Origin of the sequence: Vibrio sp. B172a (assembly GCF_030248355.1) — a bacterium.
Taxonomy (GTDB): domain Bacteria; phylum Pseudomonadota; class Gammaproteobacteria; order Enterobacterales; family Vibrionaceae; genus Vibrio; species Vibrio owensii.
Genome location: NZ_JAHGAC010000022.1, coordinates 13487 through 39222 on the forward strand (window position 1 = coordinate 13487; position 25736 = coordinate 39222).

General features: G+C 45.5%; 26 protein-coding genes. 14 read left to right on the plus strand and 12 right to left on the minus strand.

Annotation, left to right across the window (positions count from 1 at the left end; genetic code table 11):
• Nucleotides 1-5: 5 nt before the first annotated feature.
• Nucleotides 6-179, minus strand: coding sequence for a hypothetical protein (locus KIT90_RS18830; RefSeq protein ID WP_009704747.1), 174 nt, complete (start codon nucleotides 177-179; stop codon nucleotides 6-8).
• A gap of 263 nt (nucleotides 180-442) precedes the next feature.
• On the opposite strand from KIT90_RS18830, the gene KIT90_RS18835 reads away from it, so the two are divergent.
• Nucleotides 443-1303 carry a DUF6279 family lipoprotein gene (locus KIT90_RS18835; RefSeq protein ID WP_285378004.1) on the plus strand — a complete coding sequence of 287 codons (861 nt, stop codon included), beginning with the start codon at nucleotides 443-445 and terminating at the stop codon, nucleotides 1301-1303.
• 192 nt (nucleotides 1304-1495) lie between these two features.
• Nucleotides 1496-2725, plus strand: a complete 1230-nt coding sequence (gene pepT / locus KIT90_RS18840) for a peptidase T (protein ID WP_009704745.1) — start codon at nucleotides 1496-1498, stop codon at nucleotides 2723-2725.
• Between the two features lie 120 nt (nucleotides 2726-2845).
• Here pepT and KIT90_RS18845 read toward each other — a convergent pair whose 3' ends face one another.
• The gene (locus KIT90_RS18845) at nucleotides 2846-3304 is read right to left on the minus strand and encodes a dCMP deaminase family protein (RefSeq protein WP_005435882.1); all 459 of its coding nucleotides are present in this window, start codon (nucleotides 3302-3304) and stop codon (nucleotides 2846-2848) included.
• 350 nt (nucleotides 3305-3654) lie between these two features.
• On the opposite strand from KIT90_RS18845, the gene vmeY reads away from it, so the two are divergent.
• Nucleotides 3655-4782 (plus strand): multidrug efflux RND transporter periplasmic adaptor subunit VmeY, encoded by a 1128-nt coding sequence (gene vmeY, locus KIT90_RS18850; protein ID WP_285378006.1) that lies wholly within the window; start codon nucleotides 3655-3657, stop codon nucleotides 4780-4782.
• Nucleotides 4783-4790: 8 nt separating this feature from the next.
• Nucleotides 4791-7943 carry a multidrug efflux RND transporter permease subunit VmeZ gene (vmeZ, locus tag KIT90_RS18855; protein WP_285378008.1) on the plus strand — a complete coding sequence of 1051 codons (3153 nt, stop codon included), beginning with the start codon at nucleotides 4791-4793 and terminating at the stop codon, nucleotides 7941-7943.
• 93 nt (nucleotides 7944-8036) lie between these two features.
• On the opposite strand, the gene KIT90_RS18860 is transcribed toward vmeZ, so the two are convergent.
• On the minus strand, nucleotides 8037-9806 hold the full coding sequence (locus KIT90_RS18860; protein ID WP_285378010.1) for a methyl-accepting chemotaxis protein: 1770 nt from the start codon (nucleotides 9804-9806) through the stop codon (nucleotides 8037-8039).
• 71 nt (nucleotides 9807-9877) lie between these two features.
• Nucleotides 9878-10291: an alternative ribosome rescue aminoacyl-tRNA hydrolase ArfB gene (gene arfB / locus KIT90_RS18865; RefSeq protein ID WP_285378011.1), complete on the minus strand. Its 414-nt coding sequence runs from the start codon at nucleotides 10289-10291 to the stop codon at nucleotides 9878-9880.
• Between the two features lie 76 nt (nucleotides 10292-10367).
• On the opposite strand from arfB, the gene KIT90_RS18870 reads away from it, so the two are divergent.
• A complete protein-coding gene (locus KIT90_RS18870) occupies nucleotides 10368-10970 on the plus strand; it encodes a beta-phosphoglucomutase family hydrolase (RefSeq protein WP_032802100.1) in 603 nt (200 codons plus the stop codon).
• A 75-nt stretch (nucleotides 10971-11045) separates the two neighbouring features.
• On the opposite strand, the gene KIT90_RS18875 is transcribed toward KIT90_RS18870, so the two are convergent.
• Both KIT90_RS18875 and KIT90_RS18880 read right to left on the minus strand, forming a co-directional pair.
• On the minus strand, nucleotides 11046-11519 hold the full coding sequence (locus KIT90_RS18875; RefSeq protein WP_005442656.1) for an FKBP-type peptidyl-prolyl cis-trans isomerase: 474 nt from the start codon (nucleotides 11517-11519) through the stop codon (nucleotides 11046-11048).
• A gap of 14 nt (nucleotides 11520-11533) precedes the next feature.
• Entirely contained in the window at nucleotides 11534-12166 is a 633-nt protein-coding gene (locus KIT90_RS18880; RefSeq protein WP_009704740.1) for a thiol:disulfide interchange protein DsbA/DsbL, read from the minus strand.
• A gap of 372 nt (nucleotides 12167-12538) precedes the next feature.
• On the opposite strand from KIT90_RS18880, the gene KIT90_RS18885 reads away from it, so the two are divergent.
• Complete coding sequence (locus KIT90_RS18885) at nucleotides 12539-13162, plus strand: OmpA family protein (protein ID WP_032802098.1); 624 nt, start codon at nucleotides 12539-12541, stop codon at nucleotides 13160-13162.
• Between the two features lie 83 nt (nucleotides 13163-13245).
• Here KIT90_RS18885 and KIT90_RS18890 read toward each other — a convergent pair whose 3' ends face one another.
• The 4 genes from KIT90_RS18890 to KIT90_RS18905 all read right to left on the minus strand — a co-directional run bounded on the left by KIT90_RS18890 (nucleotide 13246) and on the right by KIT90_RS18905 (nucleotide 15115).
• Complete coding sequence (locus tag KIT90_RS18890; RefSeq protein WP_285378015.1) at nucleotides 13246-13605, minus strand: glutaredoxin; 360 nt, start codon at nucleotides 13603-13605, stop codon at nucleotides 13246-13248.
• A 150-nt stretch (nucleotides 13606-13755) separates the two neighbouring features.
• On the minus strand, nucleotides 13756-14298 hold the full coding sequence (locus KIT90_RS18895; protein ID WP_039988619.1) for a hypothetical protein: 543 nt from the start codon (nucleotides 14296-14298) through the stop codon (nucleotides 13756-13758).
• Nucleotides 14285-14830, minus strand: coding sequence for a YaeQ family protein (locus tag KIT90_RS18900; protein WP_009704736.1), 546 nt, complete (start codon nucleotides 14828-14830; stop codon nucleotides 14285-14287). The genes KIT90_RS18895 and KIT90_RS18900 overlap by 14 nt, the downstream gene beginning before the upstream one ends.
• A 75-nt stretch (nucleotides 14831-14905) precedes the next feature.
• A complete protein-coding gene (locus KIT90_RS18905; protein WP_005433440.1) occupies nucleotides 14906-15115 on the minus strand; it encodes a cold-shock protein in 210 nt (69 codons plus the stop codon).
• A gap of 368 nt (nucleotides 15116-15483) precedes the next feature.
• On the opposite strand from KIT90_RS18905, the gene KIT90_RS18910 reads away from it, so the two are divergent.
• Nucleotides 15484-15750 carry an alternative ribosome-rescue factor A gene (locus KIT90_RS18910; RefSeq protein ID WP_039988618.1) on the plus strand — a complete coding sequence of 89 codons (267 nt, stop codon included), beginning with the start codon at nucleotides 15484-15486 and terminating at the stop codon, nucleotides 15748-15750.
• Here KIT90_RS18910 and KIT90_RS18915 read toward each other — a convergent pair.
• Entirely contained in the window at nucleotides 15747-16910 is a 1164-nt protein-coding gene (locus tag KIT90_RS18915) for a threonine/serine exporter family protein (protein WP_285378018.1), read from the minus strand. The genes KIT90_RS18910 and KIT90_RS18915 overlap by 4 nt on opposite strands.
• A gap of 363 nt (nucleotides 16911-17273) precedes the next feature.
• Here KIT90_RS18915 and KIT90_RS18920 point away from each other — a divergent pair, with 363 nt between their 5' ends.
• The 7 genes from KIT90_RS18920 (at nucleotide 17274) to KIT90_RS18950 (ending at nucleotide 25247) form a co-directional block, all read left to right on the plus strand.
• Nucleotides 17274-18716, plus strand: coding sequence for a sensor domain-containing diguanylate cyclase (locus KIT90_RS18920; protein WP_285378020.1), 1443 nt, complete (start codon nucleotides 17274-17276; stop codon nucleotides 18714-18716).
• 117 nt (nucleotides 18717-18833) lie between these two features.
• Complete coding sequence (locus tag KIT90_RS18925) at nucleotides 18834-19580, plus strand: outer membrane lipoprotein-sorting protein (protein ID WP_285378022.1); 747 nt, start codon at nucleotides 18834-18836, stop codon at nucleotides 19578-19580.
• Between the two features lie 66 nt (nucleotides 19581-19646).
• A complete protein-coding gene (locus KIT90_RS18930; protein WP_285378024.1) occupies nucleotides 19647-20876 on the plus strand; it encodes an FtsX-like permease family protein in 1230 nt (409 codons plus the stop codon).
• Nucleotides 20866-22101: an FtsX-like permease family protein gene (locus tag KIT90_RS18935; RefSeq protein ID WP_285378026.1), complete on the plus strand. Its 1236-nt coding sequence runs from the start codon at nucleotides 20866-20868 to the stop codon at nucleotides 22099-22101. The genes KIT90_RS18930 and KIT90_RS18935 overlap by 11 nt, the downstream gene beginning before the upstream one ends.
• A complete protein-coding gene (locus KIT90_RS18940) occupies nucleotides 22101-22814 on the plus strand; it encodes an ABC transporter ATP-binding protein (protein WP_009699547.1) in 714 nt (237 codons plus the stop codon). Before KIT90_RS18935 ends, KIT90_RS18940 begins: the two co-directional genes overlap by 1 nt.
• 79 nt (nucleotides 22815-22893) lie before the next feature.
• Nucleotides 22894-24066 carry a hypothetical protein gene (locus tag KIT90_RS18945; RefSeq protein ID WP_285378029.1) on the plus strand — a complete coding sequence of 391 codons (1173 nt, stop codon included), beginning with the start codon at nucleotides 22894-22896 and terminating at the stop codon, nucleotides 24064-24066.
• A 290-nt stretch (nucleotides 24067-24356) separates the two neighbouring features.
• Nucleotides 24357-25247 carry an RNA polymerase sigma factor RpoD/SigA gene (locus tag KIT90_RS18950; protein WP_285378030.1) on the plus strand — a complete coding sequence of 297 codons (891 nt, stop codon included), beginning with the start codon at nucleotides 24357-24359 and terminating at the stop codon, nucleotides 25245-25247.
• Nucleotides 25248-25309: 62 nt separating this feature from the next.
• Here KIT90_RS18950 and KIT90_RS18955 read toward each other — a convergent pair whose 3' ends face one another.
• Complete coding sequence (locus tag KIT90_RS18955) at nucleotides 25310-25678, minus strand: hypothetical protein (RefSeq protein ID WP_005442633.1); 369 nt, start codon at nucleotides 25676-25678, stop codon at nucleotides 25310-25312.
• Between the last annotated feature and the right edge of the window lie 58 nt (nucleotides 25679-25736).

A 25736-nucleotide genomic window follows, 5' to 3' on the forward strand; every position in this document is an offset into this window, starting at 1 on the left:
TTTTTTTATTTGTCTGGGCGAATCGAATACAAATCACTGTTATGCTTGCCGCACTCCAAGTAGTAATGATGTGCCGCGTTTTTATCTTCCGCGACGACTCTCATACTGTGCATTTTCCCCTGTTCAAAGTAACGAATCTCGTACTCTACACTCGTATCAAGTTGCTCAGCAGCAGCCATGCTACGCCTCCATAAACTATCCTGATGTTATTGATGCAAATTATATGCCATATAAGGAACGCCGTTTCGTTCAAGTTTTGGTCGATAATTGCGCACTAACTCACTTTTTTGCGAATAGTTGTGATAAAAAAGTTAATTTCAAACTCTATATACTACATGAGTGGCAATGTCACTTTGCCATACTGACGAAAGTTTGCCGCAATAATAAGTGATTAAGATTGAGTATAGAACTTAATCAATGGAAAAGGGAATATGGATCGGTGATGAAATTAAAAAGTTTATCTAATAACGCGGTTCGATACGGATGTATTTTGATATCTATTCTGGTACTCGCTGGCTGCGCGAAAAAGTTCTTATACAGCAATATTGATTGGGTCGTGATTGAATATTTGGATGACTACGTCTCATTAGATGGTGAGCAAGAAGCTCTGTTGGAAGAACGTATCTTATTATTGGCGGATTGGCATAAAGAAGAGGAATTACCCTTATATATCGATCACTTAAAACAATTAGAGTCACTGAATAAAGACAGTGTGACACTTGAGTCATTGCAAGCTAACCGAGATCAAATGCGAGACCATTATCAACGTCTTGTCTCGAAAGCCGCGCCAGACCTGTTTTCATTGAGTATGCAGTTAGACAGTAAGCAAGAATCGGAGTTCGTCGATAGCGTAAAAGAGCGTTACAAAGAACGAGATGAAAAATATGCAGGGAAAACGGAACAAGAGCTGAGAGAAATTGTCTTAGAGAATACAGAAGAGTGGATGGAAGAATGGTTAGGTAAATTATCTAACAAGCAAAAAGCACGTGCCAAACAGCTTTCTCAAGATGTGATAATTAATAGCCCACTATGGCGTGATTATCGTTCCTCTATAATTCAGGAATTAGAGTATCTTTTCGAAAATAAAAACAATAGCGTGGTTTACCAGCAGGTATTCATGAAGCTCCTGTTTGAGCCGGAAAGTTATTATAGTGATCAACTGACCAAGAATATTGATCATAATATCGCTCTGACGGATCAATTCACCCTAGATATTTCACAAACAATGAGTGATAAACAGTGGCGACATTTCCACGGAAAAATCCGCGAATGGCGTGAACTTGCTGAAGACTTATTGAATTAATTCTCGATAAAACAATCCCTTAATGTGAGTGCTGATGTGGCGTGTCAGCACTTTCTGATGAAAAACTGATTCAAAGCAAATTCTTATTGTGGCATGAGCGTAACATGGCTTGTCGAACCATGTTGGATAGGATCCTCGTACACCTTGCATCCCTGTGCGTGGCATCCTTCGCTCAAAACAATGAGAATAATTATGAAGCATTTAGTTGAAAGATTTCTTCGCTACGTCACGTTCGATACTCAATCTAATCCCCACGAATCAGCTTGCCCAAGCAGCGGCGGGCAACTTGTATTTGCTCAGCAGCTTAAAAAAGAAATGATTGAACTTGGTTTAAGCAATGTGACCTTGAGTGACAATGGCTACCTAATGGCTAAACTGCCATCTAACGTTGATTATGATGTACCGGCGATTGGTTTTATCGCACACATGGACACGGCTCCTGATGCTTCAGGTAAGAACGTAAAACCACAATTTATTGAAGATTACCAAGGTGGCGATATCGCACTTGGCCTTGGTGATGAAGTGCTTTCTCCAGTGCAGTATCCAGATTTGCACGAGCTTCATGGCCACAACCTGATTACCACAGATGGCACAACGCTTCTTGGTGCGGACAACAAAGCGGGTATTGCAGAGATTCTTTCTGCGGTCGCGATGTTGATTGAAAACCCAGAAATCCCACATGGTGACATCTGTATTGGTTTTACTCCTGACGAAGAAATTGGCCGCGGTGCTGACTTGTTTGATGTTGAGAAGTTTGGTGCTGAGTGGGCTTACACCATTGATGGTGGCCCGCAAGGTGAGTTGGAATACGAAAACTTCAACGCAACCAGTGCAGACGTTATTTTCCATGGCGTGAGCGTTCACCCAGGCACAGCAAAAGGGAAATTGGTTAATGCAATGAACTTGGCGGCTAAATTCCAAGTGCAGATGCCAGAAGATCAAACGCCAGAAACCACAGAAGGCTATGAAGGCTTCTTCCACCTAAAATCTGGTGAGCTTGGTGTCGCTCGCAGTGAGCTAGGTTACATCATCCGTGACTTCGACCGTGAAGGTCTGGAAAACCGTAAAGCCTTTATGCAGAAGCTCGTTGATGACATGAACGCAGGCTTGAAACACGGTTCGGTTGAGTTGAAGTTAACTGACAGCTATTACAACATGCGTGAAATGGTTGAGCCATACCCTCACATCATCGACTTAGCGAAGCAAGCGATGGAAGCGTGCGATGTTGAACCTCTGATTAAGCCAATTCGCGGTGGTACAGATGGCGCGCGTTTATCGTTCATGGGCTTGCCTTGTCCAAACATCTTCACTGGAGGTTACAACTTCCATGGTATCCATGAGTTTATCTCTGTGGAGATGATGGAGAAGTCGGTACAAGTGATCGTCAAGATTGCAGAACTAACGGCGAAGAAACACGGTTAATCTTACAGCTGGTTAACCTCACCATTTAGATAAACAAAAGCCCAGACGAGTGTCTGGGCTTTTTCATTTGTCTTTCGAGCTATGGTTGCCTGAGTGCTCAAACAAAAGCTCAGTGATAACTTAGCGAACGCTTTTCTCTTCGATTTCGCTGATTGGTAGCCAGTTTACTTCCACACCTGCTTGGTCGAACATGTCTTGGCTCACTTGGATCTTGTCGCCCCAGCGAGATAAGAAATCTTCAGATTGTTCAGGGCAACTTACGCGTGCAATACCTGTTTGAATGATTTTCGCAGCGCAGTTCGGGCAAGGGAAGTGGGTAACCCAAATATCACAACCGTCTAAATCGCGTTTAGAGAACAAAATCGCGTTCTCTTCAGCGTGCAACGTTTTTAGATACTTCAGTTCACGTTCATCTGTATCCACACTGTCGGAAACACCGTGTGGGTAGCCGTTAAAGCCAACAGAGACAATGCGGTTGTTTTTAGTGATTACCGCGCCAACTTGTGTTGATGGATCTTTACTCCAAGACGCCACAAGCTCAGCCATTTGGTAAAAACGTTTCTCCCATTTAGAAATCATAGTAATCCTCTCGGTCGAAAGCTTTGAATTACTTGCATGATAACGCATTTTGTTTAAAAAAATAGTCAAATCATACGCTGCGCTTACGAAGTTTTCGTTTTACTAGGTTATCGGCCTATCATTGTGCAAATAATCTCCGTTCTCTGACCCACAACATTTACACGACTTTCATTGCGATTCGAGCACAGGATCGCAACAAATATAGCCTGCTAATTACGATGTTTGCGAGTCGTTTCATTGGCTTACACTTTGATACACTTTCCCCGGTTTCCTTTAAAGTTTTCGGACAAAGCACCCTGTAAGGTTAGGGTATTGTCAAACGAATCCTGTTCTATAAAGACGGTATATACATGCAAAAGAAACCACTCGTCGCATTAATGGCGGCAACAGCTATCCTCGCAGGATGCGGAGAAGCAAACAATGCCCAGAAGGGGGGCCAAGCTCCTCTTGTTGTGACTCAAGATGTCACAATTATCGACTACCAGCCGAGCAAATCTTACATCGGCCGCATTGAAGCAGTAGAAGATACAAATATCACGGCACAAGTCTCTGGCTATCTTGAAGCTCGCCATTTTGATGAAGGTCAAATGGTCGAGAAAGGACAACTGCTTTACTCCATCGAGCCTTCTTCTTTTGAAGCGCAAGTGGCGAGTGCAAAAGCGGCCTTGGCTCAAGCTAAAGCTGCTTTGAAGAAAGCGGAACTTGACCACGAACGAGGTAAGAACTTGTTGCCACGTGGCAGTATTTCTCAATCTGAATTTGATGCGCTAACGGCAACTCTTCTTGGCGCGCGTGCTGAGCTAGAAGCAGCAAACGCTCAGCTCAAGCTTGCAGAAGTAAACCTTTCTTACACGCAAATTCGTGCGCCATTTAGCGGCCGCATCAGCGACAGTAAAGTAAGTACGGGTGACCTGCTTTCTCCTTCTTCTGGCATTCTGACAACGCTTGTTAGCTTAGACCCAGTACATACTTCATTTAGCGTTAGTGAACGTGAGCGTTTAACGCTTGGTATGGACCGCATCAAGGGTGACGGCAGTGATGAGTCGAGTGGTGTAGAAGTTCAACTTGAACTGGAAAACGGTGAGTACTTTGAGCACCTAGGTCAGTTAGACTTCTTGGGCAACCGTATCAACACCCAAACCGGTACGATTGCGATGCGCGCATTGGTACCAAACCCAGAACAACAACTGCTTCCTGGTCAGCACATTAAAGTGAATCTCCGTGATAAAAACGCGAAAGACGTTATCGTGATTCCTCGTCGTGCGGTACAAACTGACCTAGAGGGCGATTTCGCAATGGTGATGACTGAAGGCAATGTTGCAGAGCGTCGCAACGTAAAACTTGGTCCTCAAGTAGAGCAGGGCATCATCATTAGTGAAGGTTTGGAACAAGACGACACTGTGATTACACAGGGTCTGCAACGTGTACGTAACGGTGTAGAAGTGCGCATTCAATCTCCTGCTGAAGACAAGCAGTAGGAGGCGCAATGTTAAGTCGTTTCTTTATTCAAAGACCAAAATTCGCACTGGTTATTTCGATCATATTGACGTTGGCAGGTGCCATCTCTTTAGCGATCTTGCCAGTTGCTGAATATCCAAAAATCAGCCCGCCATCGGTGAGCGTGACTGCATTCTACACGGGAGCAAGTGCAGAGGTTGTGGAACAGGCAATAGCCGACCCGATAGAAACCTCCGTAAACGGTGTAGAAGACATGATTTACATGTCGTCTAAGAGTGCGAACGATGGCTCTTATAGCCTAAACGTCACCTTCGATGTGGGCACTGACCCAGACATGGCGCAGGTTAACGTGCAAAACCGTGTATCACAGATTGAGTCCAAACTGCCTCAAGAAGTGCGCATGGTAGGCGTAACGGTGAAAAAGCGTTCTCCTGACTTGTTGATGGTTTTGAACTTCTACTCACCTGACGGTAAGTACGATGACAAGTTCCTTATCAACTACATCAACCTGAACGTAAAAGACCAGCTGGCGCGTGTTAAAGGCATCAGTGAAGTTAACGTTATCGGTGGTGGTGAATACGCGATGCGTGTTTGGTTAGACCCAGAAAAGATGGCTAACCTGAACCTCACGACAACTGACGTTTACTCGGCATTGGCAGAACAGAACGTTCAGGTAGCGGCAGGTCGTATCGGTGCAGCGCCGTACAATAACCCTCAAGAAGTTCAGTTCAACTTAGTGACCAAAGGTCGTCTTGAGAGCGTGAGCGAGTTTGAGGATGTAGTACTTCGCGCAAACCCAGATGGCTCTACGGTATACCTAAAAGACGTAGCTCGTGTTGAGCTTGGTAAGAAGTTCTACGATGGTAACGGTAAGTTCCGTGGTCAAGACGCGTCGATTGTTGCTCTGTCACTGCAGTCAGACGCAAACGCACTGGAAAGTGGCCAAGCGGTTATGGACTTGCTTGAGCGCTTAAGCACGAACTTCCCTGAAGGCATGGCTTACGAGACCAGTTACGATACGACTGTATTCGTTGCTGAGTCGATCAAGGGCGTAGTGAAAACGCTGATTGAAGCTATCTTGCTGGTAATCGCAGTAACCTACCTGTTCCTTGGTAGTGCGCGTGCAACCTTGATTCCGGTTGTAGCGATTCCTGTATCCCTTATCGGTACATTCGCCATCATGCAGGCGACGGGCTTTACCATCAATACGGTAACCCTATTCGGTTTGATCCTCGCCATCGGTATCGTGGTAGATGACGCGATTCTGGTTATCGAAAACGTGGATACCACCATGGCGAAAGACCCAACTATTTCACCGCGTAAAGCAACGTTGCTGGCGATGAAAGAAGTTACGGGTCCAATCATTACCTCGACCTTGGTTCTATTGGCGGTATTCCTACCAGTAGCCATGCTTCCGGGTATTACTGGCATCATGTATCGTCAGTTCGCATTGACGATCTGTATCTCGGTAGTGATCTCGTCTATTAACGCACTAACGCTGTCTCCAGCATTATGTTCGTTGGTACTGAAGCAGGGTGGTGGCAACACAGCAAACTGGTTCCAAGCGTTCAACCGTGGTCTAGAGCGTGTAACAGCGCGTTACGGTCAAATTGCGGGCTTCTTGGTTAAGAAGTCTATGTTGCTGATTGCTTTCTTCTTCGTGGCGGTTGCGGCAGTAACGTTCTTCGCGAAAACAACCTCAACGGCGTTTGTTCCTCAAGAAGACAAAGGCATCTTGTTGGTGAACGTTCAGCTTCCGGATTCGGCGTCGCTTTCTCGTACCGAGGAAGTAACTAATGAATTGATGAAGATGGTTGAGCAAGAGCCGGGTGTAGATGGCGTAACCGTTGCGAATGGTTACTCATTCATGACGGGTGCAGCAGCATCAAACGGTGCGTCTCTGTTTATCAAACTGCATGATTGGGACACGCGAAACTCGCTTGACGGTGAACACGCTGCTAACGCAATTGCAAACCGCATCAACGGCCGTGCTGCGATGGAACTTCCTCAAGCGGTGGTATTCGCAATGGGGCCTCCTGCAGTACCGGGTATGGGCGCAGCGTCTGGCTTCGAGTTTGTACTGGAAGACACGCTAGGTCGTAGCCGTACTGATTTGTCGATGGTAATGGGTGAGATGATTCAGGCGGCTAACCAAGCACCAGAAATCGCTTATACCTTTAGTACTTTCCGTGCGAACGTACCGCATTACTATGTGGATATTGACCGTGAAAAAGCACAGCAGTTGGGTATTCCACTATCGTCAATTTTCCAAACACTGCAAGGTAACCTTGGTTCGTTGTACGTGAATGACTTCACCATGTTTGGTAAGAACTTCCGCGTAACCATGCAAGCAGACAGTGAGCATCGTAGCAGCATGGACGATCTGGAGCGTTTCCACGTTCGTTCTTCAAGTGGCGATATGGTGCCGCTGAGCACGCTAGTAAGTTACGAGCAGGTGTTTGAGCCAGATGTTGCATGGCGTTACAACATGTACCGTAGTGCGATCATTCAAGGCCAACCAGCACCGGGCTATTCAAGTGGTGATGCGATCGCAGCGATGGAGCGTGTCGCAGCTGAAGTGCTGCCACAAGGTTACACTTATGAATGGACGGGTATGGCTTACCAAGAAGTATTGGCAGGCAACCAAGCAATCTACGCGTTTGCGTTGGCATTGATCTTTATCTACTTGTTCATGGTAGCTCAGTACGAGAGTTGGAGTATCCCTCTGGCGATCATCCTTGTGGTACCTGTGGCAACGTTAGGTTCGTTCCTCGCATTGAACCTAACCGGAACGCCACTCAACTTGTACGCTCAGATAGGTCTCGTCTTGCTCATAGCGCTCGCGGCGAAGAACGCAATCCTGATTGTGGAATTCGCCAAGCAAGAGCGTGAAGAGAAAGACGTGGATCTTGATAATGCGGCAGTAGAAGGTGGTAAGCTTCGTTTCCGTGCGGTGAACATGACATCTTGGTCGTTCATCTTGGGTATCTTCCCACTGATCTTCGCAGCAGGTGCGGGTCACGTGAGCCAAAACTCGTTGGGTATTTCCCTAATCGGTGGTCTGTTGTGTGTACTTCTAGCTGGTACCTTCCTGATCCCAGGCTTCTACGCTCTGGTACAGAGAAAGCGTGAGAAGATCCACGGTGGTAGCACTAAGCTTGTTCCTCTTGATGACGAATAAGCACTGAGTTTCCTCAGATAGAAAAAGCCCGAAGCATGAGCGTGCTTCGGGCTTTTTGTTTATCTGGCAATAATGATTGCGAGGGAAGGTAGATTACACGCTGCGTGTTTTGAATTCAGCGACAGCATCATCCATTTCATGGGCCTGAGCCGAAACAGAGTTCACCTCATGCAAACATTCTTGCGCTGATTGCATGTTGTTCTCTGAAATCACGTTTAGCTCAGTAATCGAATCGCTCACCTGATTCATCACGATGCCTTGCTCTTCAATGGCTGATGCAATGCGCTCGGAGTTGCCTTGAATTGCATGCATGTCAGCGATGATTTGTTGCAGACTTGAATCGAGCTTCTCTGAAGCTTGCAGCGTTTGCTGGCCTTGGTCGTTACACTGGTCGATATCGGATACCACCATCGACATTTGTGATTGGATGTCTGACACCACGCGGGTGATTTCTTCTGTCGATTGATGAGTACGACTTGCCAGTGCACGTACTTCATCCGCCACAACAGCAAAGCCGCGACCTTGCTCGCCGGCACGTGCAGCTTCAATCGCTGCGTTAAGTGCGAGTAGGTTAGTTTGTTCAGCGATATCTTGGATGATATTTACTGCGCCGCCAATCTTCGCCACGTGCTCGTTGAGAGAGCCAATGGACTGCTGACTGTTTGAAAGAATACCGGTCAACTGGCCTACGTTTGATACTGTCGTCTCGACAACAGTGCGGCCTTGTTCAGCATTGTTTGCTGCTTGGTGAACGCCTTCAACTGCCACAGAGGTGCTTTCAGAGATTTCACCAATGGTTGCGACCATTTGCTGAACGGCTGTTGCCATCGACGAAGTATGATCGGCTTGGGCATGAAATTGTTCCATTACGCCTTCCAGCTCACGGTGCATGTTGTCTGTACTTGCCGATAGCTGCGCTGACTTCTCTTGTGTCCCGTGGATAAGATGTTCAAGTTTGTCTAACAGGTCGTTTAAGTGATGGCTGATGTTCGCCAGTTCATCTTTCCCCGCAAGTTCAGAGCGTAGACCCATATTATTGCTTTCACTGATGTTTTTAATAGTGGTAAGCAAGCTGCTAACGCGAGTATTGATCGAACGTGAGATTTGGAAGATCAAGGCAAAGATGATGACGAGCACAACCGCTGTGATGACTTGTTTCATCAAGTTGTTTTGGCTATCACGAGCTTGTGCTGCGTCGCTCAGGGCCGATGAAAAGGTTTTGAACTGCTGTTCTACCGCGTGTGATAGAGCACGAGTATCACCCAATAAACCTTTATTGTAAGCCACGCCGATAGTTTGCTTTTGCGCAGCAAGCTGACGTGCACTTTCAATCAAAGCAGGTACGTATAGGCCTTGTAGAAGGCTTTTGTCCATTTCACCGGCTTTAACAAGTGCTGAGAATTTAGTCAGAGCCATGATTTGTTGATGATCAGCATTTTGCTCTGCAGCAGAAAGCTCTCGCTCAAAACTTGCCCATAAACCGCTTTCCGCATCTAGACCGTAGCGTCCGTAAGCAGAAACTAAAGTCTGGAAACCTTTTTGATAGGCTAATAAGTCTTGTTTGAATTGGTGGCTAGAAGGGAGGTCATAACGGTTAAGGATGCCAGCCAATTCTTGTTCAATCACCAAGAACTTATCGACGTTACCATCGAACTTATCAAGGTACTTGATGTTACTACGCAGCAAGAAGTCTTTTTCATTACGGCGTAAGTTAAGGAGACGAATCTCTAAATCACCAACGAGCTTAACAGCATGGCCGAGCTCTTGGCTTTGGTTAGCGAAGTGTGACGAGGTACCCAGCAGGGTCATAATGCCCAGAATGGCGATCACTCCTAAGGAGTAGAGCTTGTGCCTAATAGTCATAAAGTTTGTCCTGAATAGTTGACTAAAGTAAGGAGCCCAAAAAGGTTCCCAATGGCTAGCTCTGACGTTTGTTAGTACAGCACTCTTTGGCGTTGCTGTTTTTTTGTCGCTTGCTTGTTTTTGCTATCAAGTCTACGACGTTGCGAAGCGCGAGTTGGTTTGGTTTTAAGACGCTTCTTTTCTTGTCGGCTTGCAGATTGTATTAACGCTTGTAATCGATTTAGTGCGTCTTCTTTGTTCTGCTCTTGCGTCCGAAACTGTTGTGCTTTGATGATGATGACGCCATCTTTGGATATTCGGCTGTCAGAAAGGGCAAGTAATCGCTCTTTATAGAATTCCGGCAGCGTGGAATGACGTACGTCAAAGCGCAAATGTATCGCGGACGATACCTTATTAACGTTTTGCCCACCACTTCCTTGAGCCCTGATGGGAGATAATTGGATTTCCCAATCTTGAATTGTGACGGAGTTCGAAATTTTGAGCATGTTTACTAAATGCCAATAAGGAATGTTGTAATGGCTGATAAATTACCATCAGAGATGTACAAATAGAAGAATTGACATGAATACGATAGATTTAAGCCCCTATAAAGGGTTGATTTTCGATATGGACGGCACCTTAATCGACACAATGCCTGCGCATCTAGCGGCGTGGCAAGCGACGGCAGACCGTTTCGATTTCCCTTTCAACCAAGATTGGTTGCATAGTTTAGGTGGCATGCCAAGCTTCAAAATCGTTGGTGAAGTGAACCGTCAACACGGTTTGTCTCTCGACCCTAAAACCGTATCTCGATTCAAAATGGACACGTTCGCAGAGATGGAACAACACGGAGAAATCATCTCGTGTACCAACATCGTATTGGATGAACATCTAGGCAATAAGAAAATCGCAGTTGGAACCGGTAGCCAACGAGACAGTGCACTGCGTCTATTGGCGAAAGCAGGCATCTTGAAGAAGCTCAATGCAGTGGTCACAGCGACGGACGTCGAAAACCACAAACCCTTCCCAGATACATTCCTTATGGCCGCAGAACAGCTTGGCTTAAACGCACAAGACTGTGTGGTGTTTGAAGATACCGAGTTAGGCAAGAAAGCCGCTCACGCAGCAGGTATGGATTGTGTAATGGTGGAAGGGGATAAGTTAGTCTTTTATCCAAAAGCTTAATTCGCCATTGCTCAGAAGAGCTCATTCAATAAAAAACGCCGCAATTGATGCGGCGTTTTTTGTTCTTCCTGAGGATTATTGGATGTCCAATAGCTCCACATCAAAGATCAGTACACTTGCTGGTGGGATAGGACCCGTACCGCTTTTACCGTAACCAAGTGTGCTTGGTACGAACAGGCGGATTTTCTCACCCACAACCATGTATTGCAGACCTTCTTGCCAGCCTTTAATCACTTGGTTTAGGCCGAATGTGATTGGCTCGCCGCGCTCTACAGAGCTATCGAAAACCGTGCCGTCGATCAGTGTGCCGTGGTAGTGCACCTTCACTTTGCTAGTCGCAGTTGGGTGAACGTCACCAGTACCTTTTTCAAGTACTAGGTATTGCAGGCCACTCTCTGTGGTAATTACACCTTCTTTCTTGCTGTTCTCAAGCAGGAATTCTTGGCCTTTAGCAAAGTTCTCGTCAGCCACTTTGTGGTTGGTCCAAGTGCGGTAGATAAAGAATGCCGCTAGGACGAAAATAATAAGAGGAAACAGAAATTTAGACACAGTAGCTCCTTGTCTTATTTTGGTTGTTTTAGCAGATAGTTGATAGTGTCAGCCATGGCTTCAACGGTTTCGTGACCGCCAGTGATCACTTGGTATTTACCGTTTACGATAAACGCTGGAACTGAGTTAATTTGACCACGAGTTGTGATCTCTTCTGCTTTGGTGATGTATTCAAACAGTTTTGCTTGTTGCGCGTCGTCTAGTTGGTATGGGCTTACTAGGTTGCGAGACTCAAAAGCTTTCTCAACTGCTGCTTGGCGCTCATCCGCTGTTGCATCTGCACCCATTTGAACTGCCGCAAACAGCTCTTCCATAAATGCTTTGTCTGGTGTGCCGTTAACTTGCATTGCTGCTGTGTAGAAGATGATCGCGCTGATCTGTGCACTCTCGTTAAAGGTAACGTGCATCTTCTCAACTTTTTGTTCTGTCAACGATTCAATCTGAGGAACGAACTGTTCCATCGTACGACAGTGGCCGCAAGTTAGAGAGAAAACTTCAGTAACTGGCGCTAGGTTGTATTCAGCAAGAGAAACAGGTAGCTCTTCGTACTGCTTGCCTTGTTGTGGCTGACTATTGCCGTTATCACAAGCTGTAAGGGCAAATACTGCCGCAAAAAGTGCAGCGCCTTTAGAAATAGTTTTAAACATGGGTCAGGCTCTAAATAGTAAAATTGTTGCTAGTTTATCGGTTAACGGTATCGACGAAAACCATTAATACGGCTTGTTACACTAAAGTGAGACAATCGGAGAAAGTTTAGACAAAACATGGCTATGACGAGCCAATTAACGGCTTCAATGCTTGAAAAATCGAAGATTTCAACCGTTACAAAGATCGCTCTTGATAAGTGCAACATTGGTATTCTGCCAATCATCATTGATGACGTTAGACAAATGAGAAGTGAAGTCATAACGTTGGCACGATAGGTGCTTGGTAAATGGGATGAAATGGTAAAAAGCACTAAAGTTTGGACGATTTGAGCCGACACAGTGAACAGGAATTCATTCTACGTTGGTAACGGTATGAAGCATTGGTTTTTAGTGGCATGCGGCCTTTTAGCTGGATGTGGCAGCATTAATTCAGATATGGTTCCGGGCGGTAATATGTTGGATACCGCTCCTCGAACTAACTCAGAACTTAGACACCCAGAGTGGGGTTATGCGAAGTCTTACGCATCAACACCTCGCTATGTGGCTCAAGCACCGAGCACAATGGGAAAAAAGTCACAGGGCGTGACGTCACTGGAGATGTTTTTAAATAGGCATCAAATCGCCCACGAAACCATCAGTGGCGACCACCTTATGGTGCGTTTGAAAGAACAGGTACACTTCCAGACGGGCTCTGCGAGATTATCATCGCAGTCAGAAGACTGGCTACGTAATCTAGGGCATTATCTTGCCGGACGAACAGACGTTGATGTGGTCATTGATGGCCATGCGGACAGCACAGGCGCAGCTACCTTTAATGATTCACTGTCAGAGAAACGCGCTCGTGAAGTTGAAAAGCAATTGTTAGCCACAAGCTTGCCGCGCCAACGAGTCTTCTCACGTGGTTTTGGTGAGTATGTACCCCAGTGCAGCAATGCAACGGCAAGTGGTAAGGCGTGTAACCGCCGCGTGGAATTGATGTTGATTGTCGATCAGTAAATTCCCAATCTATTGAATTGAAATAAAAGAAAAGAGGCACCGTATGGTGCCTCTTTTGCATCCGCCAATGTTCTTAGGGGGAACTAGGCAAATTCTTTTTCAATGTAAGCGACGATGTCAGAAGATTCGTAAAGCCACTGCGTTTCGCCATCTTTTTCAATGCGAAGACAAGGTACTTTCACGCGACCGCCACCTTGCTCAAGTGCTTCACGATGTACTGGGTCGTTTTTCGCATCACGTAATTCAATGTTTACGGATTGACGCTTCATGGCACGGCGAACTTTTACACAGAAAGGACAAGCTTCAAATTGGTATAGCGCGTAGTTCTTCGCTTTGTCATCAACGCTTTTTTGTGCCTCTGCTGAGCGTCTAACGCCACGAGGGGAGAATACAGCGTTGAGAAGTAAGATGATTTTTCCCAAAATCCAACGGATAAACTTCATAATGATCCCTTGATGTTCAGTGGATGAGTGTCCTTGAATGTCATGCAACGAGCTATAAATAACAGGCCATGTGTAACAAACAGCCAAAGCAAGCCGTTGCATGAAAGGAAGTAGTCTATCAGGTGTTTGGTTTTGACAAAACCATGTTTTTTATGAGGAAAATAGGCGCTTTATCCAGCTAATTAGCCCGCTAGCTTTTGCTGGGTTTGCTTCTTTACCGAGGTAAAAACTCTGCATTAAGTCGGTACGGAAAGCATCGAGATCCATACGTTTGATCACTAACTCGTGTTGCAGAATGTTTTGCGTTTGCTCAGCATGGTCGTGCGCAAGGCTAAAGTCCATGTTGAGATAACCTTGAGTATACAACCACAAATGTGTCACTAGAACGAGGTCTTCAGCGGACTGATTAGTGAACTTTTCTGCGTGCTCATCACCTAGCGTGTCACTCAAGACTTGCTGCATGTGATGAGTCGACGTGGCGTGCTGCTCATAGAGGGCACTGGCTTCGATGTGAGATTTGGTTAAAAGCCCAAGTAGATGCAGCGCAGGGGCTGTCTCAGGCTTATTTTCACATACTCTAATGAACAATGGGGCTTGTTCCTTTGTCCAACGTCGCCTTGCTGCTTTGTGCTCGTTAACGAAGGGAATGTTTGTGAACCCCATTTGTTGGATCAGTTCATTAAGAGGCGTCATTACTTTGCAATTCCTTCACCGTCACTTCGACGTGTTGTTCGTTAATATCAACGAAAATAGAGGTGCCGGTAATCATAACAGATAGACTAGTGCCGCGGTCAAGGTGCTGTGAAATCAAGTCGATAGCGTCGTAATCTAGACTTGCCACATCCACTGGAAGCATGCCAAATTTACCTGCCATTTTATCCCACCAAACCGATGCTTTCGTGTTGTACGTGTACACCTTCACATGCTTAGCAAGGCGTGATGCTTTCTTGATGCGGTCTGGTTCTGGCTCACCGATTTCAATCCAATGTGTAATGGATTGGTCATCTTCAACGCGCCACAAGTCCGGTTCTTCTGTCGTAGAAAGGCCCTTAGTAAACTCAAGTTCTTTTTGGGCATTCAAACAGTAAGCCAAAATGCGCGCTAACATGCGCTGTGGTTTTTCTGAAGGGTGTAGGGCAATGGTCAGGTTTTTTGAATCGTAGTAATCGTTGTTCATATCGGAGATCGCGATACGAAACTTGTATATCGTCGGTTTAAGAGCCATAAGAGTGATCAATAATTTGAGGGCAAAAAAATAGCCAGCTAAAAAGCTGGCTACCATATCAAAATCTTAAAAGGATTAAACTAGAGTGATTTTCTCAGCTTGTGGACCTTTTTGACCTTGAGTGATTTCGAATTCTACTTTCTGGCCTTCAACAAGAGTACGGAAGCCGTCACCTTGGATTGCAGAGAAGTGTGCGAAAACGTCAGGACCGTTTTCTTGTTGGATGAAGCCGAAGCCTTTAGTTTCGTTGAACCACTTAACTGTACCAGTAGCTTTGTTAGACATGTTTATTTCCTAAATATCTAATTTTATGTAAATCTTCGCCTAATCGGCGCTTATAGCGTGGAAAAATAAATTGCTATTGCGTACCACAGGACGGGGGAATTACGAGTAATCCAACGAAATGTGAAAACAAAGAACTTTCTTTCTAGCCGTGTTCGAGTCTAGGTTAATTACGGGTATAGTCAACATTTATTGCTCTATCAAAGGCAAATATTTGTATCTAGTCACTTTTTATACAGTGTTTTTTTGATGAAATTTCAAATAAATGACGTTGATGTGAAGTTTTTGAAGAATAAAATGAAAATAATTCTACAAATTTGACTATTTTATCTAATTATTGTCCAATCTGGTTCGACCATTACGGAGGATCTATGGGAAAGAAAAAACTTAATCCTCAGCCAAATGAATTGAATCAAGATACCGAGTTTGGCCGAGGGGAAATCAAAGACAACGCACTTAAAGCGGTCGTCACTAGTCAATTGTTTAGAACGCGAGTTGTGAAAGCCAAAAAAGGCAAAGGCAGCTTCAATCGGAAAGCGAAGCATAGAGGCAAAGAGCCCTATTCAAAGTTCTCACTAACGTGGATTTTGAATAGGGCTTTTTTCTTGTCTGAAGGTAATGGTGAAGCGGTGTTCTAGCGTTCTATTTTTGGCGAGTAAATCGAGTAGGCTGTAATTTGCCCAGCAACGATGGCAGAAAACATAAACAGTGCTGAGAGACCAATACTCGGAATCGGAAGGATCGATTGCTCAAATACCGACTGACTCGCACTGACCAAGACGCGACTGCCCGGAACCAGAATAATGATGCCTTGAACAATGTAGATGGAACCGGTCAGCTCCATCTTTTTTGCAATCCATGTGCCGTAAAGTGTAATCAGAACAGTCGTTACCCAAGTTCCAACCACCCAGCCACTTTCGAAGCCGAGATAGAATGGCCCCCACATCCCCAGCATCGCGACAGGAAGTCCAAGCAGTATATCGATAGGGCGGGCGTTAAAAATCACACCAAGACATGCTGAAATTAAGAACAAGCCACTAATGTGCATCCAAATCGGAATTTCATTGGTGTAAGCAATAGACTGAGCTTGTCCCCAAATCGCTTCGCCAATGTTCAGCCCCATGGTGATACCAACAAACAGTTTGATCAGCGTGAGAGCGCATTGCCCCAATAAGCTAGTGCCCGAAACCAAATCATTAAACGCCAAACATTCGAGTGAGTTAGCGATGGAGAGGCCGGGCACGAATAAGACAATCGTCGCGATACATAGCGCCCAAACAGGGATCGGAAATCCAGTGCTAGATAGATAAGCGACGATAATGCCAGTGAACAACGCAGCGATAAACTCAACCGCAATTGCACGTCTCGCTCGGCAAACTTGCTGGCATCCCCAGACCATAAAACCGAGAATAAAAGCAAAGCCGACCGCCTCTAAGGTGCTGCCAACCAACATCAAGTACGCGGGTGGAATGCCCATGTTTGCCAATGCGATTACCCAAGAAGGATAACCAGCAGGTTCTGGAACGGGTTCGCTACTCGGTTGGTTGATACGGATGATGGTATTCGCGAGCAAGCTGAGGTTAATTGATGCCGGTTTGAGGCGCTTGAGCACGACAGCGTTGTTGTCATCAGGAAACTGATAGTTGATCGCGGTAGGTGTAGCTTGAATCATCACATCCACGCCATGTTTTTGCGCGTAGTGTTGAGTGTATTTCTCTACTTTGTAAGGCGCACAGCCACTACGATGCAGCGTATCGCCAATTTCGACGATTTTGTTAATTCTATATTGAGAGGGCATGGCGAAAGCGAAAATTTCGGGTCACAAAAAAATTGCGCGTAAGTTAACAAAGTGATTCTTATCGAGCGAATAATCATTACTTTTTTTATGTGATTTTGTGGGCTGTGTCAGGTGTTTTTACGCGCAATGATAAAACCTAAGAAAGCAGAATGTATTTATCGCACTTTTATCCATATAAATTTCATAATAATTCACGATGGATTAATAAAATATTATGGTAATAAAGTACCGTTTTGCAGCACAAAGGTACTAATTTAGATTCATATCAATAAGAGTCACTTCCCATCATTAAAAGCTCTGCTATACCTTTAGTTCGAATTAAGTCTTAGATAATACTTTCGGATAGGTTGGCGAGAAGTAGGTATGGCTCTCATACGTTATAGTACTTATGGTTGGAAAAGCGCAACATTTGGCATCGCTCTGATGATCGTGAGTGTGTTTTACAGCGCCGCATCCCAAAGTCATGAGACCAAACAAGGTACCTTGATTGTTGCCAATTCCAAAGCCTGGAAACCATTCTCTTATCTTACTCCAGACGGCGAGCCACAGGGCATTTTGATTGATTTTTGGCGTGAGTACTCTGTTCGTAATGATGTTCACGTTAAATTCCTTCTGCTTGATTGGGAAGAGTCTTTACTCGCAGTGAAGGAGGGGCGTGCAGACGTTCATGCGGGGCTAATATATTCCGAAGCACGAAGCCAGTACTTGAATTTTGGTACGGTGATCATGCCCATTGATACACAGCTTTACGTGAATAAAGATGTGTTCGGTTTGGACATCAACTCAGTGCTTGAAGGCGAATCTGCGATGGAAATTGGCGTAGTTCGTGGTGGATTTGAAGAGCATTTTATTCGAAAACGTTACCCAAACGCGGCGGTAAAGCTCTATTCGAATAATGATGCAATGTTAGATGCGGTGGCAAAAAAGAAAGTCTTCCTCTTTGTTGCTGACACTCAAGTGTCGAACTTTTACATGGCCACGACACCCGAGCCTGTGGCTTTTTTACCTGCCGTTCACCTTTACAGCAAAAACTTACGAATTGCCTCGGGAGAGGGTAGCCCTAAATCGATTGATGAGATCTCCAGAAACTTCGAGAGAGTGATGGAAGCGGATAAAGATCGCATACTCAGTCGTTGGATTCATATCAAAACCGTTTATCCGGCCTATCTGGCGCCCTTGGCCGTGTTCGCTTTGATTATTGCCGCCATGTTCCATATCTTTTCACTCAAAAGAACAGTGGCGTTGCGAACTCGACAGTTAACACTGGCCAACCAACAGTTGTTTGAGTTGACCCTTACAGACCCACTTACCAAGCTTTATAACCGACGTCATTTGATTGAACAGTTAGCGACGTTAAGCACAGTAAAAAGAGACCTGACGGTGATGGTGTTTGATATTGATGACTTCAAATCCATCAATGATCAGTTTGGTCATTTGGCTGGAGATCAAGCCATCGTTGCTGTTGCGAATGCCGCGAAATCGGTGACCGATGAAAAGGTGACATTAGCTCGAGTTGGCGGCGAGGAATTTGCGTTGGTGAGTGTGTCACTATCGGCAGAAGAGGCCCAAACGCTGGCGTGTGAAATCTGTACTCACGTTAATCAAATGCCAATCCCATTAGATGGTCAGAACATTCATGTGAGCATCAGTCTTGGTTGCGCGTATTATCCTAAGTTTGATGAGACGCCAAGCCTGCAAGATGCTGATCAACTTATGTATCGTGGGAAAGCCAGCGGCAAGAACCGTGCGGTGTTCCAAATCATCAACAGAAACAGAGTAGAACCATTACTTCGTAAAGCTCAGTAAAACTTTGAGCGAGCTCTCGCTGACCTTCATCCTCTCCTTGCTATACTGATTTGAACTCTCTGTTTTTATTGTCATTTCTGACGCGAATAGTGTTGGACTTCAGTGTCGAGGACGGTTATGCGTACTGCTTTGTTATCTCTATTGTGTTGGTCCATTTCATTTACTGCTGTGGCTGAAAGCGCTTTTGATATCGTGCAAAAGTCAGATCAAGCAATGCGCGGTGATTCCAGTTATACCGAATCTACAATGGAGATCATTCGTCCTGATTGGACTCGGTCGATGACCATGAAGAGTTGGACAAAAGGGACGGATTTGTCTTTGGTGTTGGTTACGGCGCCAGCCAAAGATAAGGGCAGCGCTTCTCTAAAACGACAGAGAGAAATGTGGAATTGGGTGCCGAGTATTGAACGCGTCATCAAAATTGCGCCATCTATGTTGAGCCAATCGTGGATGGGCTCTGACTTCACCAATGATGACTTGATAAACCAGTCCTCTATCGTGGTCGATTATCAACATGAATTGAAAGGCGAAGATGTGTTTGATGGCGACAAGGTTTGGGTGATAGACGCCGTTGCTAAGCCCGATGCTCCTGTGGTTTGGAGCAAAGTAACGTTGTGGATTTCCAAATCGACCTACCTACAGCGTAAAGTAGAATTCTACGATGAGTTTGATGAGCGAGTGAACGTGATGACGACTTATGACGTGGAAGAACTCGGTGGGAGGAAATTAGCGACCAGAATGGAAATGCAGCCGCTTGATAAGCCAGAGAACAAAACCGTACTCATCACCCACCAAGCACAGTTTGATTTCGATCTCGATGACAGTTTTTTCTCTCAGCAACAGATGAAATCGCTACGCGACTAAGTTTGGGTAAATGAACGGCTAAAAGAAGAAACGGATAATCACACATCAACGGAAGGAAGCGAATCAATGCTTGTGAAACTGGCTTGGCGAAACCTCTGGCGACAAAAGCGCAGGACACTACTGACGGCGTCTGCGTTGGCATTAGTGCTGTTTCTTTCGCTTATTACGCGAGCGTTTCAAGAAGGGAGTTATACGTCCAATATCAAAAATGCCGCCAAGTTTTATACCGGGTTGATTCAACTGCAAAACCCCGAGTTTGGTGATTCTTCCAGCATTGATGATGTCTTGCCACAAACCGCTTCTTTCATTTCCGCGGCGAAAAACAATCCCAATATTGATGTCGTATTACCTCGGGTGGAATCTTTTGCTTTAGCCGCAAAAGATGAACGCTCAAAAGGCGTTATGGTACTAAGCGTTGAGCCTGAAGCTGAAGATCAGTACTCCAATATCAGCGACAAATTGATTGAGGGAAGCTACATCCAATCAGGGCAAAAATCAGTGCTAGTTGGTGGTGGTTTGGCGAATTATTTGCAACTCAAGGTTGGCGATGAATTGGTGCTTTACGGTGTCGGTTATAGGGGACAGACTGCGGCAGGTTTGTATCAAATCTCGGGCATTCTTCATTTTCCTTTGCAGCAGCTTGATTCTCAGCTGGTTTACATGCCGCTCGATACTGCGCAAAGCCTGTATTCATTGGATGACCAAGTCACCGCATGGGTTTTAAATACGGAGAGTTTAAGAGCCTTACCTAATACCGTTGAACGGCTTAAAGCCGAGTATGGCAAAAATGTCGCCGTGAAAGATTGGAAGGAGCTGTCGCCAGAGATGGCACAACAAATCGCCTTGGATAAAGCGGGCGGTATTTTCTTGATTTACATTCTCTACGGTATTGTTGGTTTTGGCTTGTTCGCGACAATCTTGATGACGACATTGGAACGCCAGCGCGAGTTCGCCGTCATGCTGGCAACCGGAATGCTGCGCTCCAAGCTTGTCCTTCTGCTCACGATAGAGTCTCTGTTTATGTCCGTCATTGGCATCATTATTGGGCTTATCGTGAGTGCCCCTGTGTTGGGGTATTTCTACTTTAATCCAATCGAAATTACCGGCGATGCTGCCAAGCTCATGCGCGAAAGTGGTTTTGAACCTATTGTGCCTGTTTCGCTCGACCCACACTTACTGCTCAATCAAATCGCCGTCGTGCTGTTTATTCTTTTGTTGTGTTTGCTTTACCCAATGGTTCGCATGCTTCGAATGCCCATTGCGGCTGGGTTAAAAGGAGGTGCTCATGCTGGTTAAGTTCGCGTGGCGTAACTTGTGGCGCAACAAGCTGAGAACCTCAATCATGCTCGGTGCCATGGTATTTGGTTTGATGGGCGTAGTTGCCATGATGGGATTCATGAATGGCTTGGTTGATAGCATGATTAAGAACGCCATCTCTTGGCAAACCAGTCACTTTCAGATCCAGCAAAAGTCCTACTTAGTCAATCCAGAGCTAAAAGATGTGATTCCCGATGCGGAAAAGATAAGCAAAGTGTTGGCGAGTAACCGAGAAGTGAAAGCCATTTCTGAGCGATTTCTAGCAGATGGCATGATAGCGTCGGCGCGCAGCACTCGTGGTATTCGCATCAACGGCGTTAATATCGATCAAGAGCAAAACATCACGCCACTCTCGAAACATATTGTCGACGGAGAATGGCTGAGCGAAGAAGGCAGAAATCCGATTCTAGTATCGAGCAAGATAGCTGAGCGATTAAAGCTGCGTGTCGGCTCCAAAGTGGTACTCACTCTGTCTGATGTCAATGGGGAGGTCGCCGGTGCAGCATTTCGTGTTCGAGGTATATTCAAAACACCATCGACAGGGTTTGATGACGGTAATGTTTACGTCCGAAAAGTGGATCTTGAAAAGGTAGCGGGGCTGAGTGGCACGCACGAAATCGCGATACTCCTTACTTCTAATAACGATGCTGAGCTCAAGCAGTTACTGGCGTTCACTCACTCTATTTTGCCGCCGGAAAGTCAAGATTTGCTTAGTGTGAGACCTTGGCAGGAGATCCAACCTTTGCTCTCGACCATGATGAGCACAATGGATGTTTCCAACCAGGTGATGCTGGTGGTGTTTGTGCTGGCGATGACCCTTGGCATCATCAATATCATGCTGATGTCGGTGTTTGAACGCACACGAGAGTTCGGTGTGTTAATGGCTGTCGGCATGCAAAAACACAAGATACGCTTGTTGATTGTTTTTGAAACCTTGTTCCTCGGATTAAGCGGTTGTGCGCTTGGGTTGCTCGGGAGTGCAATTATGCTCAAGGTGCTGAGTATTACCGGATTGTCGCTGGCTGGCATGGCAGAAGGGCTAGGGGCTTATGGCGTGGATACCTTGCTTTATCCACGGGTATCGATAGCGGAATATCAAATGATCATTGTCGCGATTTTTGTTGCCAGCTTTATCGCAGCCCTGTATCCCGCACGACAAATTTTGAAGCATCGACCTGTGGATGCCATGGCGGAGAAAAGCTAATGACCATCAAACTACAAAACCTAACTAAGATTTACAACGCCGATGGTGATTACCCTGTGCACGCAGTGCAGTCGGTAGACTTGGAGATTAAGCAGGGTGAATTTGTTGCGATCATGGGACCATCTGGTTCGGGAAAAACGACGTTGCTGAACATGATTGGCGGTATTGATGCCCCAAGCTCTGGCAAGGTGGAAATCGATGGTTGCATGATTTCATCGATGTCAGAAAAAGAACTGATTGCCTATCGTCGCGATAATATAGGCTTCATCTTCCAAGACTATAGTTTGTTACCTGTGTTAACCGCGCTTGAGAATGTGGAATTCGTCATGCAGCTGCAAGGTAAAACCGAGCGAGAGTGTCGTGAACGTGCGACGTCCTTACTTGAGCAAGTGGGATTGGCGGAACAGATGAATAAGGTGCCAGGTAAGATGTCCGGCGGGCAGCAGCAGCGTGTTGCGGTTGCTCGTGCTTTAGCGCCAAAGCCTCGTTTTGTCATGGCGGACGAACCTACTGCCAATCTAGACGCCAAAAGCACCGCGGAGTTGCTCGACATTATGGAGCAACTTAGCGAACAAGAGGGGACGACGTTTATCTTCTCGACCCACGATCCGCGAGTGATAAAACGTGCTCACCGAATTATCGTGTTTGAAGACGGTCGTTTGGCGCGTGATTTCAGCAATATTGATAATCGCGCAGAGAGGTCGCATGCATAGAGCTGTTTCCCATTTGTCTGCGACTTGCACTAAAGCTATCCGATTGAATACTTACTTGCCCAGAACAAAAGTAAATGCAATGTTTATTAAGGCGTTAAGCCTTTCATTGCTTAGTCTTCAGGCTGGTTCTGCCTTGTCTGCTGTTCCCGGATTAGAGCCTCAAAAGTCATGGGATTTGGATGGTTACATCAAATACATGGCAACCTACAGTATTCCTGATGGCACTGATAATACGTTCGATAACCTGATACACAATCGACTTAACTTTGAATACCGTTTTTCCTCTAGCTGGCGTGTGAATGTTGGGCTACGAAATCGAGCACTTTGGGGTGATTCTACCGACTTTCCTAGCTATGCCGATTTGGTTGCGTTGGATTCTGGTTACATGGATTTAAGCAAAAACTGGCATGAAGATGATGTGGTCATTAACAGTCAGCTTGATCGTCTATATCTCACTTGGCAGCAAGATGACTGGGGAGCGCAACTAGGGCGCTTTCGTATCAATTGGTCGATGAATACGATATGGAATCCAAACGATATCTACAATGCGTATTCGATTTACGATTTTGACTATGAAGAGCGGGCAGGCACGGATGCGGTCATGTTGAGCAGAAAATTAGGTTTTGCCGATGGGGTAGATTTGGTGTTTTCACCAGCTCGTCAGTCAGGACAAGACAGTGCCTCACTGCGTTATTTCGCCAATCAATCGGGATGGGATTATCAGTTTATTGCAGGACGAGCTCGGATGGATTACGTACTCGGCGCTGGTTTTGCAACGGATGTGTTTGATGCGGGTTTTCGTGGAGAGCTCACGTGGTTTGATCCCATTGATCCAGAATTTGAGGGTGAGCCGACCAAAAAGACCACGGTTGCCAGTATTGAATCGGATTACAGCTTTGGCGGCAAACGCAGCTGGATGGGGCGTGCAGCGTGGTTATTTATCTCTGAACCTCAAGACGCATCAAGCGCATTGGCGTATTTGAATCTTCCTCTCGATGCAAAAACGTTGAGCTTTACACGAAATACATGGTACGCCGATGTGAGCTTTGACTTAACGCCTTTAAATCGCGTCACACTCTCAAGCAGTTACTACGACGATCATTCCTATTTCCTTGGGATATCGAGTAACTACTCCCTCGCTAATGACTGGCAATTGCTCACGGTAATCCAAAGCTTTAACGGTAGCAGTGGCAGCTTGTTTGGCGCAGTACCTGCGACTTTGTTGTTTGCTAATGTAAAGTACAGTTTTTAAATATATGTTTTAAAAGTGAATTTATTTAACTGTTAGTAAGTGAAACTCTTCTATCAACTCTGATGTAAATACGATACTGAATGTTGCTCCATAAATCCCAACCCGCTCACGCTTTGACAGTTGAGTGCAGGGTTGATATGAAATTAAATGCAATTTCTTGGTAAAGCTAAAAAGCCTTGTCTACACTCAACGTAAAACGAATGTTATTCGTTGGGTGGCATATTAATTGAGCCACGGAGAAAAGTAGCCAAAGAGCTACACCAGTAAAGTTGGCTGATAAGGACGGGGAAATGAACAACGAGTGTTTTGCTAGGTCCCGAGGTGTCACGGATGAGATGCCAATGAAAGAAACGTTTTCTGCAGGTAAAGATCCTTATGCACATTACCTAAAAGACATCGTGGGGATTGATTTACTCTCTCGAGAAGATGAACTGCATTATGCCAAACTCAATCTAGCGGGGGATAAAGAAGCGCGCGAGGTGATGATCGAATCTAATTTGCGTTTAGTGGTGAAGATTGCCAAAAGCTACTTAAAACGTACTGGTAATAACTTCACGCTGCTTGATTTGATTGAAGAAGGTAACATCGGCTTGATCAAAGCCATCGACAAGTATGATCCTGAGCCGGGTTATCGCTTTTCAACTTACGCGGTGTGGTGGATTCGCGAAAACATTGAAGCGGCATTAATGAACAACGGACGCACGGTACGTTTACCTGCTCACGTATGTAAAGAGATAAATAGCCTTGCGTCGAAAAAGCATGATGCGAGCAAAACCATGAGCAAAGACATTTCGATTTCAGAGTTGTCCCATTGTTCAGGCGTAAAAGTAGAGCGTGTTGATGAGTTAGTCGCGTTGAGCGGCTTTATCGATGTTTCAACGACTGTTGACCTTAATCATGCACCATTTGTGCTCGAACAGTGTGAAAGCGAATACACAACAGATCCACAGCAAGATTGCGAAGACCATTGCTTTACTCAAGCACTGGAACACGTCGTTAACACATTGCCTGTGAAGTTGCAGCAAGTGCTCATTCATCGCTTCGGCTTATTTGAACATAACGTGAAAACATTAGCTGAAGTTGGGGACTTACTAAATATCTCTAACGAACGCGTGAGACAAATGCAGAAAGAGGCAGTAGAGCGAATACAGAAACGTCTTCAGTTTGATGGATGGGTTTGATACCGATAAATAGCTTCTAAAAAGCCAGCGTCATTGCTGGCTTTTTTCTATCTGCGTGTTGCTCAGTTGGTCTTTGCTTGTTCTTCGGCAAAAAGCAGTAACTCAAGTTGTGCTTTTGCGGAGGGTTCGAGTGTCCAGACACTCAACATGCGGTTAAGGGCAGCTCGATACACTCTGCTCTTGAGTAAGAAAGCCAGAGTGCTCGTGTAGTTGTTCACCACTTGAGTTTGTGTTGCCACTAACTCCGCTTTGTTTGCGATGTCGATTTGTTCGAGATTGAAATCAGGCAAAAATGCACATTCGTACCACACCTCGACAATCTCGCGGATTTCGAGTTCTTCTTCAGGCACATCAAAGTCCTGCAATGCGTGGTTTTCCGGTATCGCTGATAAATAAACCACATCCAATTTGTCAGCAACAAATGTATACATCTGAATCCTAAATACCTCTAAATCTCGGTCGAATCATCTCTCTGGTTTATATCTTTGT